General features: G+C 45.5%; 12 protein-coding genes. 4 read left to right on the top strand and 8 right to left on the bottom strand.

Translation table 11 applies throughout. The features are described 5' to 3' along the window. The first annotated feature begins 93 nt into the window (after positions 1-93). Positions 94-624, top strand: a complete 531-nt coding sequence (locus tag L4D76_RS16540) for a hypothetical protein (protein WP_428442002.1) — start codon at positions 94-96, stop codon at positions 622-624. 56 nt (positions 625-680) lie between these two features. Here L4D76_RS16540 and L4D76_RS16545 read toward each other — a convergent pair whose 3' ends face one another. Both L4D76_RS16545 and L4D76_RS16550 read right to left on the bottom strand, forming a co-directional pair. Next, positions 681-9,674: a tandem-95 repeat protein gene (locus tag L4D76_RS16545; protein WP_428442003.1), complete on the bottom strand. Its 8,994-nt coding sequence runs from the start codon at positions 9,672-9,674 to the stop codon at positions 681-683. A gap of 621 nt (positions 9,675-10,295) precedes the next feature. Then, a complete protein-coding gene (locus tag L4D76_RS16550; RefSeq protein ID WP_428442004.1) occupies positions 10,296-10,688 on the bottom strand; it encodes a sulfotransferase in 393 nt (130 codons plus the stop codon). A gap of 514 nt (positions 10,689-11,202) precedes the next feature. Between L4D76_RS16550 and L4D76_RS16555 the strand changes: the two genes are divergently transcribed. From L4D76_RS16555 to L4D76_RS16565, 3 genes are all read left to right on the top strand, one after another. Then, positions 11,203-11,796, top strand: coding sequence for an SCO family protein (locus L4D76_RS16555; RefSeq protein WP_428442005.1), 594 nt, complete (start codon positions 11,203-11,205; stop codon positions 11,794-11,796). Then, positions 11,796-12,266 (top strand): copper chaperone PCu(A)C, encoded by a 471-nt coding sequence (locus L4D76_RS16560; protein WP_428442006.1) that lies wholly within the window; start codon positions 11,796-11,798, stop codon positions 12,264-12,266. The genes L4D76_RS16555 and L4D76_RS16560 overlap by 1 nt, the downstream gene beginning before the upstream one ends. Before the next feature lie 237 nt (positions 12,267-12,503). Next, positions 12,504-12,767 (top strand): Lpp/OprI family alanine-zipper lipoprotein, encoded by a 264-nt coding sequence (locus tag L4D76_RS16565; RefSeq protein ID WP_428442007.1) that lies wholly within the window; start codon positions 12,504-12,506, stop codon positions 12,765-12,767. Positions 12,768-12,821: 54 nt separating this feature from the next. On the opposite strand, the gene L4D76_RS16570 is transcribed toward L4D76_RS16565, so the two are convergent. The 6 genes from L4D76_RS16570 to L4D76_RS16595 form a co-directional block, all read right to left on the bottom strand. Beyond that, on the bottom strand, positions 12,822-13,730 hold the full coding sequence (locus L4D76_RS16570) for a L,D-transpeptidase family protein (RefSeq protein ID WP_428442008.1): 909 nt from the start codon (positions 13,728-13,730) through the stop codon (positions 12,822-12,824). Positions 13,731-14,011: 281 nt separating this feature from the next. Beyond that, positions 14,012-14,911, bottom strand: a complete 900-nt coding sequence (locus tag L4D76_RS16575; protein WP_428442009.1) for a LysR family transcriptional regulator — start codon at positions 14,909-14,911, stop codon at positions 14,012-14,014. A gap of 195 nt (positions 14,912-15,106) precedes the next feature. Beyond that, positions 15,107-15,316, bottom strand: a complete 210-nt coding sequence (locus tag L4D76_RS16580; RefSeq protein ID WP_428442010.1) for a hypothetical protein — start codon at positions 15,314-15,316, stop codon at positions 15,107-15,109. After that, positions 15,313-16,578, bottom strand: a complete 1,266-nt coding sequence (locus tag L4D76_RS16585) for an FMN-binding protein (protein WP_428442011.1) — start codon at positions 16,576-16,578, stop codon at positions 15,313-15,315. Before L4D76_RS16585 ends, L4D76_RS16580 begins: the two co-directional genes overlap by 4 nt. Before the next feature lie 85 nt (positions 16,579-16,663). After that, positions 16,664-16,966: a hypothetical protein gene (locus tag L4D76_RS16590; RefSeq protein WP_428442012.1), complete on the bottom strand. Its 303-nt coding sequence runs from the start codon at positions 16,964-16,966 to the stop codon at positions 16,664-16,666. Further along, complete coding sequence (locus L4D76_RS16595; RefSeq protein ID WP_428442013.1) at positions 16,966-18,489, bottom strand: 4Fe-4S dicluster domain-containing protein; 1,524 nt, start codon at positions 18,487-18,489, stop codon at positions 16,966-16,968. The genes L4D76_RS16590 and L4D76_RS16595 overlap by 1 nt, the downstream gene beginning before the upstream one ends. Positions 18,490-18,500 lie beyond the last annotated feature (11 nt).

Genomic DNA, 18,500 nt, shown 5'->3' on the forward strand with positions numbered 1-18,500 from the left:
TACCCTCCTCACAAAATCACCTCATCAATCGCCTATTCACAAAACCAGAATGATAACATTCACAAATCCATTACAACCATTTACAGTTTGTCTATGTCGCAACCCAAAAAAAGCAATAAACGATCGACGTTGGCTCAAATGTTTGTCGCCTTTACTATTGGCTTTGGTTCGTTTCAGCTTATTGACCATTTCTGGGCTGATCACAGCACTCTCGCTAAAAGCACCACACCTGACATCACAGAACCGAACAGCGCAACGGCTACCACCTCAGCTTTACAAACAGACGATATATGCCAATTAAACTCTAAAGCCTGTATCCAACAAGGTGCCCGCATTCAGTTGGCCGCTGATATCGTTCACCCGCTAAAGGCAACCGAAATTACGGTATCCTGGCCAGAGTTGCCTCAGGAAATTACGGAGCTGATATTGTCACTTGAAGGACAAGAGATGATGATGGGCGTCTACCGATTAAAATTAACTAAAAATACCTCGGGAGAATTTCGTAGCGAGTTAATGCTACCCTTTTGCACCTCAAAGGAGATGATCTGGCAAGGTAACATTCAACCTTTGCACACTTCAGAAAAAGTAAAGCCTCTTAACGTATCATTAAGGATGACAAAGTGAAGTTGTAGCAAAACCTAAACGCACTAATTTTTCAAATGTAGCCACCATTCAACGTATTAATCTTTTTCAATATTCATTCGGTACTTCAATTTCAAACTAAATGCATCGACATCATTCGCTTCTATGAAATACCGTGTTACCCCTAGACCAATCGCCCATTGTGCATTGATGTCATAACCAAGCTCAACGCCTAAGTACGGATCAATACCATCATCACTATAATGAAGAATGTTTCCCTGATAGACACTGTCAAAATCCGTTTCCCAGTACATAGCACCAGCACTGACGGCAAAATTATATGCATCCGCCTGCCAGACAAAATACCTGACATCAACCCCCACACCACTAGCTAGAACAGGCGTAACTCGGGCAATACTCTGATGATATTCATCAGGAGTGGCTGTATTACCTATAATGCTGGCACTTCCCTGGCCTTGGTCGATATAACGCGCTGTCACATCCCATTCCGAGTTTATTGAATAACCAAGCCCTACTGTCCAGTAAAAATCAGTGTCATCAATATTAGTGATTTTATCAGCCCCCAACTCGGCGCTATCACGAGCAATACTATGCCCTAGATCTGACTCAATATACCAATTTGCCTGACTACTAAAACTTATAAAAAGTAACAATGCCAGACCTTGCTTTCGACTATAACTGCGGGTAATGCTTAACAGCGTTAATAAAAACAATGTCGCCCCTCCTATTCCACCGCCAGCCGAATTTTCGACAACAACAGAACTAGGCAAGCTATCAACAGCAGAACTAGGCAAGCTATCGACAACATTAATGGTGACATCCGCACAACTGCCACCACCGCTGTTATCAGTAATGCAGTATTTGACCTTTGCCACACCGTAATATTGGTCTTTCGCCATATAATACAGCTGGTTGTTCACGATATCGACGATGCCAAAATTAGCCATGGCATAAACTATATCGAGTATGTTGCCGTCGGCATCGCTATCGTTGGCCAGTACATCGATAGTAATAGCGCTATTCCAACTCATTGTGACAGTATCATTCTGAGCGACAGGCGGTACATTATCACTCGCTCGTACCGCCACGCCACCTGGATCAATGATACTTCCGTTTATAGCTCCATCATCGTCATTTGGACCGCCATCTTGTATCGTCAACTGAACACACCAGTGGCCTTGCTTTAAGCCAATTACCCAGCTTTCATCTCCAGGAGGCGGACAATATCCAGGTTCACCCTGGGTCGAAGACAAGTAGTTGAGACTATCGCTATCGGGATTGGGATCTGATTCAAAATCACTCCAGCCAAGATCTTTAAACTTACGGTAAACCGCATTAGCTGGTACAGGGAGACGCTGAGGGAATACGACTTTATAGCTCTGTCCTGCTTGTGGCAAGCCGTAAGCAACAAAATCAAATACACCACCAATATTCTCGTATTCCTGATCAACCTTTAACTGTTCTGATACCTCATTCTCAAGAAGATGAGTTCCGCCTGTTTCATTGCTGGCAACAGTGACCCCTTTGCGCAAGCAAACCCCTGGTTCACCTTCAACAAGATACCAATCAGGTTCAGATACCTGTTCCTGAATCACATTACATTCGCTAATTGCATCCTGATAATCAGGAATACCGTCGTTATCACCGTCAGAGAAACCTTCTTCATTGTCAGGGACCAGATCTCCATCCGTATCTTCGCTACCCAGTAATGCCAACTCATCAACCACTTCAATATAAATATCTTTCGACACAGACAGTGACTCACTAGCATCATCTGTCACCGTCAAATTGACATGGTAAATACCGGGACTAAGTTGGGCTGGAGAAAAGCTATAGTTGCTGCCATTACCAATCACTTGGCCATTACGCTTCCATTCATACTGATGGCTATCACCGATATTGGCATCTGTCACCTTAGCCGATATCGTAACTTCTTCATCATTGTTCACAATAATCTGCCGAGATTCCCCTTGTTGGACAATCATCGTCGTCACTTTAGGTGCAATATTTCGTTCAATGATCCATAGAGTAAATTCAGTTTTACTACCTAGATTCAGATTTGGATCTAACGTGATCGTCAGTTCTTCATCTCCTTCATTTTCTGCATCTTGAACAATATTGAATTCAATTTCCCCTACCGTGCCATGTTCAATCGTCACGTTGCCGTCTAGCAAATCATGATCATATTGATCAGCTTTTCCTGAAACTGAATAGGGGATCACAACGGGATAAACGGGCGATTGACCATTAAGATAAACTTTAACGCTATGGCGAGTTCCTTCCGTTGTTTCATCATCCTTGACAATCGACACCATTGGATAAACCGTCACTTTTTGACTCGCTTTAGCGATATTTCCCTGCGCATCCTCGGTGCGCCAATATGCAATATGCTGGCCGGGGGCAAAGAACAGCTGATTATCAACAAGCGAGACGGGAAGTGCCTTTCCATTGCTGTCACGGGCCGTTGCCACGCCCAGATCAACTTTGGTAAATAACGCCGTTGCATTGACTTCAATATCATCAGGGACAGTCAGGATTGGTATACTCAGTTCAACCTCACCTTCAATAACTAATGTTACTGTTGCCTGAACTATTTCGCCATTGCCGTCACTCACTAAATATTGAAGCTCTACGTTACCAGTAAAACCTGCAGGCGCCTGATAAGTCAGTTTATCATCATTAATAATCACTTCGCCGATACTGGCAGAAGCCGCAATAATGGTGAGCGTATCGCCGTCAATATCAGAATCGTTTTCCAATACATCAATTTCAAAGCGATTCTGTTCAGAATACTCCTCGTCTAATGTTTCATCTTTGACCACAGGGGTGTCGTTGACGTTAACCACCTCAAGATTGAACGACGCCAGACTAATGGTTTCAATGCCGTCACTGACCTTGATCACGATGTTACTGGTGGTGCCAACATCATCATTACCCGGACTTCCACTCAGAGTACCACTTGATACATCAAATTCAGTCCAGGCAGGTTTGTTAGAAACACTGAACGTTAAATCGTCACCATCGACATCACTTGCTTCCGGGGTAAAGCTATAGCTCTCTCCTTGAGCGACGTCCGTTGCCGGTACTCCTGACAGCGTCGGGTTATCGTTAACAGCCTCAATATCAACGGTTACCGTCGCGGTGTTGGAGGCCTCTCCCTCATTATCGCTGATGGTATAACTGAAACTGTCGCTACCCTGGCTGTTTTCATCAGGCGTATAGGTGAATGTGCCATCGCCGTTATATCTTAGCGAGCCATTCCCCGGAGCAGTACCCACTGTCAGCGTCGTCGTATCAAGGCTGCCATCCACATCATTGTCATTGGCAATAACGTTGATGGTTATCGCGCTGTCTTCTTTCATACGGGCACTGTCATCATTGGCTAGCGGCGCATCATTCACCGACTGTACAGTAAGCGTTACCGTCGCAGTATTCGATATCATGCCCAGGTCATCACGAACCTGATAGGTAAACCTATCCTCACCGCTGAAATTCCCGTCAGGTGTAAACAGAATAGCCCCACTATCAGCAACACTCACACTACCTTGCTCGGGTTGACTGGTAACCACTACGCTGCTGCTATCTAACTGGCCGTCAGTATCGTCATCATTACCCAATACATTGATAGAGTGAGTGCTGTCTTCAAGTAATGTTGCAATATCATCACTGGCAACTGGCGCATCGTTGACACTATTGACTGTCAGGCTTACCGTCGTTAGTTCTGAGGTCGCACCTTCATTGTCTTGCACTACATAGGTAAAGCTATCTACCCCGTTGAAGTTAGCCTCTGCCGTATAGGTCACTACACCGAGCTCAGATACCGTTACGGTACCATTTCCCGGCTGGTTAACTATTGCTACGGTAGCAATATCCACAGAACCATCAATATCGCTGTCATTTGAAACTACCAATATATCAACAGCTGTTTCTTCATCCGTTACAGCATCATCGGCAACTGTCACAGGTGCGGCATTCACACCTGTAATATTGATTATTACTTCAGCAGTATTGGACAGTCGACCACTGCTATCACGCACGGTATAACTGAAAGTATCACTGCCCGTAAAGTCCGTTTCAGGCGCATAGCGGATCTGGCCATCTTCAACGGTCGCCACACCTTGTTCGGGTTGACTCACAATGGTCAAGGTATCACTGTCTGTGCTATCACCCTCATCAGGATCCGTATCGTTAGCCAGGACGTCGATCAAAATCGATTGATCTTCATCTGTCGATCCTACATCGGCGATCGCAACAGGATCATCATCGACAGCTGTAACGGTGACCGTCACCGTTGCAGTACCAGACAGCCCGCGATACACATCTTCCACTTGATAGGTGAAGCTATCCGTTCCAGCATAATCATCGTTAGGGGTGAATGTCACCACACCCGTTCCCGTATTCACGCTGGTGCTACCGTTATTGGGTTGCGTGGTAACCGTGACGCTAGCTAAGTTAATCTCACTGTCACTATCGCTGTCATTATCCAGCACGACAATCGCTACGCTATTGTCTTCCGCTACCGATGCAATATCATCTGCAACCTCGGGCACATTGTTGATGATAGTGAAGTTATAGCTGGTCGTATCATCAATGCCTGTAAACGCATTACCCGCCGTATCGAACAGGGCATCAGACGAAATGTGGACATAGTAGCTATGCGTAGGTGTAAAAGTAGTGACGAGATCAATAGCTACCCTCGCACCATCAATGACAACCTGAACACTGCTCAGGCTAATCGTTTCAAGCAGGCTGTCATCAGCATCATAGATACTGATACTGCCCTCGCCTGCTACGATAACCTCATTGAATACCATCAGCAATGACACATTACGCTGCACATTGCCGGCATCATCGACTGGTGCCAGGGACTGGATGTAAGGCCGTGAACCATCAAACTCCAGACTATACTGCTCAGCGGCCAAGTTGCTATTCCCCGCACTATCAGTCGCAGTTCCGGCTGCAATATTGATCGAAACCGTACCGTCACTATCAGGCGTCACTGTGACTTGATAGCGGCCTTCTCCCTGATGAGCCAGTTTACTCAGGCTGGCATTGACTACCGAAATTTTATCCAGGGCAAAACCTGTAACGGCTTCACCAAAGTCAATGTCGGCAACGAAATCAGTATTAGTAATCGCATTGGCACTACTTGTAATTACAGGCCGAGGCAACGTCGCATCATAGGTGCGGCTGAGCTGGGTCGCCGCGGTATTAAGATTACCTGCCGCATCGCTGATGCTGTCTGCCGCCACATCCACCGTGACGGCACCTTCTGCAGATGGCGTGACCGTGGCGCTATAACTGCTGCCCGAGCCCGTGAAGTTACTCAAGGTGCCGCCGCTCACCGCCACGTCACTGATAGCAAAATCGCTGCTCGACTCACTCAGCGTGAAGGCCACAGTAAAGGCACCATTAACATTGTCAGGGCTACTTGAGGTGATAATGATCGTCAGCGGGGCATCATTATCGTTGATGGTGTAGGTATGTACCGTGTTGGTACCCAGTGTTGCATTGGTTGGATTGGATAAAGTTAGAATAACGGTTTCGTTATTCTCATCCAGCAGATCATTGACGATGCTGGCAATGGTGATGTTGTCATTGACATCACCGGCAGTCATAGTCAATGTCCCGTCTGCCAAGGTATAATCAGCCCCGGTTGCAGTACCCGTTACCGTATAGTCAACCGTAACAGTCAAACCACTTGCGGCAGAAAGGTCAACCTGCAAATCAGCACTGCCCAGCGTTTCCGAACCATTTGAAGAAGTCGCATTAAAGGCTAGCGTTGGGGTGGCATCATTGTCGTTGATCGTATAGGTATGTACCGTGTTGGTGCCAAGACTGGCATTGGTAGGACTTGAAAGGCTTACAATAACGGTTTCGTTGTTTTCATCCAGCAGATCATTGACAATACTGGCAATGGTGATGTTCTTATTGGCATCACCGGCCGTCATAGTCAATGTCCCGTCTGCCAAGGTATAATCAGCCCCGGTTGCAGTACCCGTTACCGTATAGTCAACCGTAACGGTCAAACCACTTGCGGCAGAAAGGTCAACCTGCAAATCAGCACTGCCCAGGGTTTCCGAGCCGTTTGAAGAGCTCGCATTAAAGGCTAGCGTTGGGGTGGCATCATTATCGTTGATGGTATAGGTATGTACCGTGTTGGTGCCAAGGCTTGCGTTGGTAGGACTGGATAAGGTTAGTATAACGGTTTCGTTATTCTCATCCAGCAGATCATTGACAATACTGGCAATGGTGATGTTGTCATTGACATCACCGGCCGTCATAGTCAATGTCCCGTCTGCCAAGGTATAATCAGCACCGGTTGCAGTACCCGTTACCGTATAGTCAACCGTAACAGTCAAACCACTTGCGGCAGAAAGGTCAACTTGCAAATCAGCACTGCCAAGGGTTTCCGAGCCGTTTGAAGAGCTCGCATTAAACGCTGCCGTTGGCGTGGCATCATTATCATTGATGGTATAGGTATGAACTGTGTTGGTGCCGAGGCTTGCATTGGTTGGACTTGATAAGCTGACAATAACGGTTTCGTTATTCTCATCCAGCAGATCATTGACGATGCTGGCAATGGTGATGTTGTCATTGACATCACCAGCAGTCATTGTCAGTGTGCCATCTGCCAACGTATAATCAGCCCCGGTTGCCGTACCTGTCACCGTATAATCAACCGTAACAGTCAAACCACTTGCTGCAGAAAGGTCAACTTGCAAATCAGCACTGCCAAGGGTTTCCGAGCCGTTTGAAGAGGTCGCATTAAACGCTAACGTCGGCGTGGCATCATTGTCGTTGATCGTATAGGTATGGACTGTGTTTGTACCCAAAGTAGCACTGGTTGGGTTTGATAACGTAACAATAACGGTTTCATTATTCTCATCCAGCAGATCATTAACAATACTGGCAATGGTGATGTTCTTATTGGCATCACCGGCCGTCATAGTCAATGTCCCGTCTGCCAAGATATAATCAGCCCCGGTTGCCGTACCGGTTACCGTATAATCAACCGTAACGGTAAGACCACTTGCTGCAGAAAGGTCAACTTGCAAATCAGCACTGCCAAGCGTTTCCGAGCCGTTTGAAGAGCTCGCATTAAACGCTAACGTCGGCGTGGCATCATTATCATTGATTGTGTAGGTATGTACCGTGTTGGTGCCAAGGCTGGCATTGGTAGGACTTGAAAGGCTTACAATAACGGTTTCGTTATTCTCATCCAGCAGATCATTTACAATGCTTGCAATGGTGATATTGTCATTGACATCACCGGCAGTCATTATCAGTGTGCCGTCTGCCAAGGTATAATCGGCACCCGTTGCCGTTCCGGTTACCGTATAGTCAACCGTAACGGTCAGACCACTTGCTGCAGAAAGGTCAACCTGCAAATCAGCGCTGCCAAGCGTTTCCGAACCATTTGAAGAAGTCGCATTAAAGGCTAGCATTGGTGTGGCATCATCATCGCTTATCGTTACGGTTTCTTGTTGAGTTCCATTCTCATTTCCATTTGTAACACCAGTGATATTTACAATAACCGTTTCATTGTTTTCATCTTTTAGGTCTTGCGTAGCTGTTATTGTAGCAGTACCCGTTGTGCTTCCTGCAGTAATAACAATCGAACTTGAAGATAAAGTATAATCGGCTGGGACAGCTGTACTTGATCCATCCACAGCTAAAGTTACGGTTACATTCTGACTTGTTGCTGCACTTAAAGTAGCAGTTATGGTTGACACGCCACTGGCTTCGGCTATAGCTGATGAAACAGATAATGTAACACTTGGTCCTGTATTGGCAGAACCCATACTTGCAATTCCTATAGTAAAGTCATCACTGTCAACATCGGTATCCAAACCATTGGTATAACGCTGAACAGTTTCACTATATATATCAGCAGCATTGCCAGAAGGAGCTTGCCCTACACCACCAATAACTACTGCATCAACTATGGCTCCACCTGGATCTTTTAGATTAATGGTTAAGCCCGAGTTATTCATCTCACCAGCACCATCTACATCACCAAGTACTAAATAATCTCCACTAACTGTGTTCGCAAAAGAACCACTACCCAAATAATTGGATACATCAAAAGCACCAGTATTGGACAAATCTCCGCCGATGCCGGACCCATCCAAGAGCTCTAAAGTCCAACCTGTTAAATCAATACCATCAGAATTAATCAATAATTCAATCCATTCATCTGTTCCTGAACTTATTGCTCCAGCATCGATTGTTCCATTAAATCCATTGGTGCTCCAGTCCTGTTGGGGATCAGTCACGACTTCGTTAATCACAACATCAACCGCGGTGAAATTAAGTGTTGAATTGCCACTTATTCCCGCAAAAGAATTGCTTGAGTCATCATCCAAAGCGGTTGCATCAATTTCAATATAATAAGCAATGCCTCTTGCAAGCGTACTTGCAGGATTAATTGTTACCTGGTTCGATGATATATTAATTTTAGCATCACCAATTGCTATTTGTTCAAATGCTGTATCATCTCCGGAATATCTGATGGTAATATTTCCCGTTCCCGCCACCATATTGTCATCAAAATTGAGAATGATGTTTTCACCTAAAGTGACATTTGTAGCATTGTCCAATGGGGAGTTTGAAACAAGTAAGGGGGCAGTGATATCTGCAGTTATATCAAAAGTAACTGATGCAGCACTGGAAGACACAGTTCCATCGTTGGTAGTGAACGAAATTGTAGCAGCATTGGTACCACTGAGATTTGCAGTGGGTGTAAAGGTTGCAGCATCCAAGGAAGTATTAATTGCATCAAGCGTACCGGCTGCTGTAAAGCTTGAAGAACCATTACTTCCACTATCAAAAGTTATACCTGCAGTTCCGATAGTTAGCGTTCCTCCTGTTATTGTAAATGTAAGAGTCTGGTCATCTGCATCGGTATCTGCCACTTGAATATCATTTGCCAAAGCAACATTTGTGTCTTCTTCAGTTACGCTTGGTGCACTTGGTGCTGTAGCTGTTGGGGCTGCGTTGGAAGAAACAATATCCATTGTAAAAATGAGGTCCAGATCTGGGACGGCACTTCCATCAGAATAAGCCATCCCCCAATCATAGTGATTTGAATATATTAACCCAACTGCTCCGTCAAAATTTGTAGCGTGTGTCAAGTAGAAAGTATATTTACTATCAGCGGTCACTGAAACATCTGCACCAGACAAATCAATAATAGAATAATTAGTGAAGTTTTTGCCATAATCATGCAACGTAATACCAGTAACTTCTCCTAAAACATCCCCCCCAAGTCCTTCTCCCTCATAAATAGTTATGGTTACATTAGTTTGATGGGGATCACCAAGTAGTTTTAGCTGAGACAATGTACCATCACAGCCTGCTGTAAAACTTTGTCCCAAAGGAGTACCAACAGCACTAGACCCAGTGCTATTAGGTGCTGATATTGTGCACGCTGCTGCAGCAAACGCTGAATTTCCGGAGATAACAAGAAGACTTAGTGCCAAAAAGCACTGTGTGATAAATTTTTGCGGGGAATAGTTAAGCTTCGGACGTTTTTTGGATTGCGTATTAAAAATATCGTTCAGCTTAGAAAGCCTGTAAATACTCAACGATCTCTTGACAAGATTTTTAAGTTTCATGCTGGCAATCCTTTATTGAGATGAAATTTATCGCTTAAGCTCGGATGTATCCAGATCATATTTTTTGTGATTTTACTGATTTCCCGCGTATCTACTGGGTTGAACGGAATAATCCATTACCCAGGCTGGTTTGCGCACACAGAAAATCACTTTGAAATCATCAAACAGCACAACCAATTGATGCATGTGTGCTGTCCATTGCCGGTTGGCATCCCAAATAACACGTTTAGGGGTGGCTGAATAATAAAAATGAAATAAGCCATGACACATCACTTTTTGTTTTTCTGCATCAAAGAAGCTGGAAAATTCACGGTTTGCACTTATTTGCTCTAAAAAACTATTGATTAAAAACACAACAGGGCTAGACATCGCAGCATAAAAGGCACGGGGTTGCCTTAATATCCCAGCAAGAAGTGTTGAACCTGAGCGAGGCAGCCCCGCAATAAAATGGTATGTCCTGTCCATGACGTCCATCCATTAATAGCTTTCTATGCAATTTGGTAATTAGTCATCATCCCATTGCCCTTCAAAACAGCCTTGATTGACATGAGGAAGCCACCTGTCATCTGATAATGCTTCGATTGAAGCCTGCAACTGAGGAGCCACCGGAAAATGAATAGGGAGACAACAATAACTGATGTCCAACATTCACAACCAAAATGTATGATGATTCATACATAAATGTAGACAATTCCATCATGACAACAAATTTCATTTTCAGGTGAACGCGTAAAAAAACATTATATGCAATAGAGCTCACACTCTAATATGAAAGAGAAGTAATAGTCATTTGTAAACCTAATGTTTTTCCACATTGTTGGGTTGTATCGCAATACTGAGATGGTGGGTTAAGTTGTTCGCTATTACGTTTCTTATAAACTTAATTATCGTGAAACGAGCCTAACCCATATGATTTCATGTGCTATATTGGGGCGAGGTGGCTAAATGTATACTGTTCGATACAGGAATGTTAACGAAGATGAAAAAATGGATTATCTTAACACTGGCACTCGGTGCGGGGTTAATCACTCGCTATGTGGTAGATAGCAGCGATACCACTGCAGCGGTTGAACCTGCCTATCCCATGAATATTTTAGAAAGTGGCGATCAAGCCATCGACCTTTATGATCAGGAAGATCCCCGCCTGCGTATTCTCTATTTTGGTTATACTCACTGTCCGGATGTTTGTCCGACATCACTGGCTGTGCTTTCTGCTGCGCTGAAAGAGATAAAGCAAGACCAGCTAGGCCAGCTTTGGCCAATCTTCATTACTCTGGATCCTGAGCGTGATTCGCCAGCGAAAAGTGCCGAATATGCCCAATATTTTCATAAGAACATCATAGGAATGACGGGCAATGCTCTACAAACGAAAGCCCTTGCCGAAAAATATGGTGTGCTTTATATGCGTACCGAGCTTGAAAACTCCGCCCTGGAATACGCTATAGATCACAGTTCATATTTTTATTTCCTAAAACCAGACGGCTCCTTATTAGAGAAAGTACCACACACATTAAACCCTGCGATTCTGGTAGATGCGATAGATCGCCTGTTAATAAAAAATGGAGATTCATAATGAAATTAAAAATCCTGGCTCTCAGCAGTTTATTACTGGCTTCAACGTCAGCGTATGCAGATCTAATGATTAATGGTGTATACGCACGAGCAACGCCCCCTGGCGCACCTAACAGTGCCATCTTCATGACCATAATGAATCATGGCGAAAATGATCGCAGTCTGGTGGCTGCCACTAGTGATATTGCAGAAAAGGTTGAACTTCATAATCACACCATGGTTGATGGGATGATGCAAATGCGCCAAGTCGATTCGATTGCTGTTCCATCCTACGGTAGCACCTTTTTAAAACCTGGGGGGTTACATGTGATGCTACTTGGTTTAAAACATCCCTTAGAAGAAGGTGAACAAGTCGCATTGACATTACATTTCGCAAATGGTGACAGCGAATCAATGTTCGTCCCCGTAAAGAAAGTAATGGCAGGAATGAAAGGTATGCAACACGACGAGGATAAGAACCCGGTCAAATAATTTACCCGCAGCGATCATGCTCGAGGCTATGTGCTGCGGGCATATCTACGGCTATTTACCGCCCCTCAGAAGCATGCCATATACCTCCTGCAGCAGGTTTTCTCGACTTTGAGAGCGATTTTTTTGCAAATTAAGGACATTTAATGAGCATATTGAGCAAGTTATGCCATAATAAATTTGCCGACCGAAACTTTTAACACTCGGTTTGTAGTGGCAAACAAAGGAGAAGAAAGAAAAATGAAACGTTCCCTATCTATCCTTGCAGGTCTGATCCTGAGTGCGAGCTTAATTGGTTGTTCAAGCTCAGATGAAGTCGACCAAATGCAACAGCTGACTAATAAAGTAGACATGCTTTCTGACCAAGTCAGTGCTATACAAAGTCAACAAGATCAAATGGCAGGCGCAGTAAATGATGCTAGAGCAGCTTCAGATGCGGCTTACCAAGAAGCAATGCGTGCGAACCAGCGTATCGATAACATCGCTAGTTCGTACAGTAAGTAGCGCTGTAATTTACTAACTGTAAGTGGCGTTCATACGCCACTTCTTTTTTTTGTATTACTTTGTTATTTCTACTGGAATACCCATCTGCAAATTCAATGCTGCACTCAGTCTGGATGCTGCAACACTGTCACTTTCCACAGCCGATTTTAACAACGAAGTCGCTTTTACCTTTTTAGGCTGTCCGACTTGTTTCTCTGTTTTCGATAAAGGCTGATGCACTTCAACATATAGCGCCCCATCCGGCTCTATCGTCTGCTTTAATGGCTGATTTATCACCTGGACTGGCGTTGCTTCTGGCACTTGGGGAAATAACCATTCGATATCCCATGGATTCATCCGAATACAACCAGAGCTGACGCGCATACCGATACCGAAATCTTTATTGGTACCGTGTATTAAATACTGCCCATGACCATACCCAAGGCGCATTGCATAATCACCCAACGGGTTTTCAGGCCCCGCAGGAACAACGGCTGGTAATTCGATATCACGTTGTTCCAGGTATTCTTTTCGAATATTCGCGGTAGGTGTCCAGGTGGGATTTTCTATTTTCTGGCTGATCCGGGTCTTCATTGACGGTGTTTCACGTCCGACACGTCCGATACCGATAGGAAACACATGAACGATTGAATCGTCATCGGCTGGAAAATAATACAGTCTCAGCTCTGCCAGGTTAATAATGATCCCTTGTCGTTTCACATCAGGCAGAATCAATTGAGTAGGAACAGCTAACAAGGTTCCTATCTCTGGCAAGAACGGATCAACCCCTTTATTGGCTTCTAGCAGTGCTAAAAAGCCCACATCGTACCTGTTCGCGATATCAGCCAGGCTGTCGCCCTTGCTAACCTGATAATACTCCATCGTGCCAATGATATTACTGTCGTCAGCAGGCAACGGATATTCAATTGCATTTACTGCCGTTGAAACTAAACATGTTAACGATAAAAGTAGTGAGCGATACACGTAAACGCCTCCAATAGTAATCTGATAATTATGGCAAAGTTTTGTTTTAACTGTCGTAATTGACCAAAAATTCCTAACTTTAAGACGTTTATCTGTAAAGAGACCAACTAGTTCATGCAATATTCCTTATCAGCATTATAGGTATTCTACTCTAATTCGGCATTTTCGTGAACAAAGATCACAAAGGCTGAGCTACTTCAAGCCAGTAGCTTAATTTTTCATCCAACATTTCAAGCAGCTATGTTTATACCCAAGTGACTTTAAGGTGCTTGGGTATATGTCTATTTATAAATTGAATTTTCAGACAGCTTCTGTTTTAAGAAATTGACAAAACAACGCACTTTAAGCGGAACATAACGGTTTTGCGGATAGATAGCATTAAAAGGGTGCGATTGCCCCGTATAGTCTGACAAAACCTGTATCAACCGCCCCGATTTCAGGTGTTCATCTACCATCCAAATCGGTAGCCTGCTAAATCCCATTCCGGAAAGAGCCACTTCCAGAATTACATCACCGTTATCGCTTTGAAAGTTACCGTTTACAGGCACGGAAAAATGATTGTCACCGAGGCTAAAATGCCAGACATCGACCGATTTTAACCTCGAATAAATCAGGCAGTTATGTCGTTTTAGCTCCTTTGGCTCTTTGGGCTCGCCATACTGTGCCAAGTACTCGGGTGAAGCCACCAAAAGCATGGGGTTATCAAACAAGTGCCGGGCGACCAAAGACGAGTCTTCCAGATTACTGGCTCGGATTGCAACATCCACACCTTCGCTGATAAGGTCTACACACCTATCACTTAAGATTAAATCCACTCTGATTTCAGGGTAGAGGGAAAAAAATTCAGCGATGACAGGCGCTATAACCAAGCGACCAAAAGCGACCGGGGCAGCGATTCGAATAACGCCTTGTGGTGTCGCCACTTCTGAACGTGCTTTTGCCTCAGCTTCATCCAGCTCACCGATAATCGCCACGCATTTTTCGTAGTATTCGGAACCAACATTGGTCAACGCATGATCCCGGCTGCTCCGGGTTAGCAGCTTAACACCCAGCTTTTGTTCAAGCGCCGCCACTTTTTTACTGATCGTAGTCTGGGTGGTATTAAATTCCCTACCGGTCGCTGAAAAACTGCCTGTTTGCACGACCCGAATAAAAGCTCGCATTGCACTTAACTGATCCATAACTCACCCTAGTTCAAAACTTCTCTGGTAGACATTCGCCACCAATAATTATCCTTGATACGAGCGTTCTCTACCGGTTCAAGTTCACACCACAAATCTCTGTTTTACTCACCGGTACTCAAAAGGCAATGAAGCCAGTTATAGCATCATTGCCCTATTGTTTACGCTATTGCGGACCAGCCTGGCACTGTTTATCTATTGCTGTTTATCATCATACTTATGGCCCCACTTTGAGTAATCGATTGGTTGCTGCTCTGCTGCAGTCGGTTCCGATGTCTGAGATATTATATACAGCGGTTTGGTACTGGACTGAAGGCTATTCATAATGTTAAGCCGTGTACCAATATGAATCAAAATCAGCACCGATGCCAGGGTATAAAACACCCCCATTATCTTTTTTCTCATGATGCTTTGCTCCGGTTTTCCGCACCTTCACGCCATATCACAGCGCCAGATTTCGTTACAACCTCCGCGGCATTTACCGCTCGCTTACCCCGTGGCTTTTTTCGACCATTCATCGTCTGCTTTGCCCAGGTTTTGTTGAATTTCAAAAAATCGGTCATCGCGTTCATCGGACACAGTGATTTGCACCACGGTCGTCGCACCATCAAAGAAGTGAGCAACACCAGCACTGTCAGTACAAAAAGATATAAAGTACCGATCATGCCGAACATGATGCCGAAAGGCTCATAAGAGAACGATGCCGGGTTGCGAAAATAGACCCCGAAACACAAGATGGCAAGTAAGATAACTCTCGGGAACCAAACAAAAAATGAATGCTTGAACGTCACCGCTTTAGCGTTACCAATCTTGGCCAGACATTCCTGGGTTGCGCCAAACGGACACAGGCTCTGGCAATAAACATTTTTATTAAATGCCAGAATATAGCCGGCACTCAACAGTAACAAAATCAATGCGGTATAGTTACCCAACCCCGATATCCAGGTTCCTGAAACAAAAATCCCCATTGTCGATGAAGAAAACGGCGAAGCAGAATAAAAACCAAACAGTCCCATGGATGTCAGCAAGATTACCCAGTTAAACGTGTTCTTTCTCGGGTGGCGGGTTTTGCTCACCCAAACTGCTGCGGCGAACATCACCAGTGCCGCAAAATCCAGCCAGCGGAAATACGTTATAGAATCGGCTTGTTCGCTTAATGTATACCCAAATAGTTGCTTACGCACCGAATCTGCAGCACTGTTGGCTGCCTGTAGAAGGCCGTTTGAAGATAAGGTGGCCCCGCTGATGCCATCAACATAGAGAGAGGTTTTAATATTCCTCCCCAGCATGTCGTCCAGCAACTTACCCTGCATCACTTTTTCCAGATAGGAGGAGGTATCTTTCGAAGACAAGACGGCAATACGTTTGATCTCCCCTTGCGGTGACACCGTCAGCGCCACCTCCATCTCGCCGCCATAGCCTATGCCGGTACCGACGCTGATCCATTCTGCCGGATCCGGCTCTTGCGCTGCATTGCCTTGATACAAGGTCGAACTGATGGCCTGCAATGTGTCGCCGTCGACCAACAGGTTATTAAGAAAATCGTTTTGGTTGCCAGCAATACGTAATCCGCCCATATACCAGGCCAGGATCAGTAACAGGACTGACGCCACGCTGGCGATTTTATCGACCAGCTTGTTTGACTGTTTACGTTGTTTCTTTTTCATATGACCTCACAAGCCTTGAAGAACGGACTCTTCAAGGCTTTAATGTCAGTAATTAGCTTATCAGATGTAACTATGCAGTCTGCTGTTACTTAGGCTTTAACATCAGTAATACTTTGAGCAATACTGCGCCGCCGATCACCAGCAGCGTTCCGGCAAAACCAAGGAAGTACCAACCGGCATTTCCTTCGTTTTCGCCTAATAAAGTGAAAGCCCCGGCAATGGTCAAGACAAAGCTAAACCACCAGCCCCCGGCAAGCGCCCACTTCCACCAGTTCATGCCCAGTTGATACTCTTTTGCCCACTGATTTGCACCAGCAAAGACCATCACCTGAACGGCACCTAGCAACATCCAGAATAACGGATCTAATACAGTTGATTGCGGAAACATTAGAAGCCCTCCCAGTTGCCGTCATAGTCCCAGGTTTTTTCAACCTTCAGATAGTTTTCACTGCGCATCCACTCTGGTGGCAAGTGATAGCTGGCGAAGTTTCCTCCGGTCCATGAACCATGATAAGCCTCGGCTTCAGGGTAATAGAAGAAGTTGTGCTGCATTCCCAGCAGTGCATTACGGGTTAGCCCGGTTGGATCGCGCGGATCGGCCTCTTTAACCAATGTGTGGATCCAGTTGTTCTTGCGGGTATAAGGGCAAACGGCGATACACACACGACAACCCATCGCATCTTCCGTCGGTCCCTGGTTCCAGAATCGCCAGCAGCCATCTTGACTGAAGGCATATTTTTTGAAGCCGCGTACCACAGCATCCGGTTTGTCAGCCTTGCTGATCGAACCGCTCGGGCAGGCATCTGCACAGATTTTGCAGGTTTCACAGAAGTGTGTCATGTGCAGATCAACGGGTTTATCCGGCTCAAGATCCAGGTTGGTGATCACGGCTGCAAGACGGATATTTGGCCCGACTTCCGGCGTCATCAAAATACCATTGCGGGTCACCTCACCCAAGCCAGCCTGAACGGCTAGTGGCACCACCATCATTTCATAGTCACCTGGTGGATATTGAGGACGGGCAGCATAGCCCAACTCACCCAGGAAAGCCGCCATCAGGCCGCTAGCCTGCTTGGCGCGGTAATAGGCATCGTAAGAGGTGGAATAGCCAACTGCGGCATATAGAGGATCCCAATTCATTGGCACCCCGAAAATGATCACATTCTTCCAGTGTTTGGGTATCTCTTCGCCCCACTCTGGCATACCACGCATCATATTCTTAAAGACAAAGCTCGGATCCAGCTTAGTGACACCCACAAGGCTCATGCCAAATTTGAACGCCATCTGCTTAACCAGCTTCGACGCGTGTGCCGGTGACTGGAACTCCATCGGCTCTCGCTTCACCCATTTAAAATCATCTTGGTCAGGATGCGCGATCGGCAATGGTGGAAAGTTCGCATTCATGCCGGTGAAAAAGGCTTTAGAATACGCATAGGCCAGTGCAAAACGGTCACGGTGCTGCTCCATATTCTCATCGTGGTTCACTTTCTCGCGGAACGACTGCAACATCTCTTTCCAGCGTTCGGGATGCCTGGAGTAATACTCACGCACCCGGGGATCCGGGATATCGCCCCAGTCTGCCGTCGGTACCCAGCCATCTTTATGAATAGAGCCGCCCATGCTGATTACCCGGTTGAACAGGAAATCACCCCATTCCGGACGCTCAATTTTTCCGACTGCCTTTAGGCTTGGCGCTATGTCGACGCGGAATGGTTCGCGGTTAAAGAACATGTCCTTACCGGCTTCGGTTCTGCCCCAACCGATGTTGGCATCCGGATCACGCCCGAGCACAAAACCCGCGCCTGCTGCCGCACCGACCGTCGCCGTTGCAGCTGCTGCGCCCCCCATTTTTAGGAAATTACGCCGTGAAGGGTTGGATGCCTTTTCTTCGGTATGTTTCTTATCGACCATTTTTTACCTCT

The organism is Photobacterium sagamiensis (assembly GCF_050337085.1).
In the GTDB taxonomy this organism is placed as follows: domain Bacteria; phylum Pseudomonadota; class Gammaproteobacteria; order Enterobacterales; family Vibrionaceae; genus Photobacterium; species Photobacterium sagamiensis.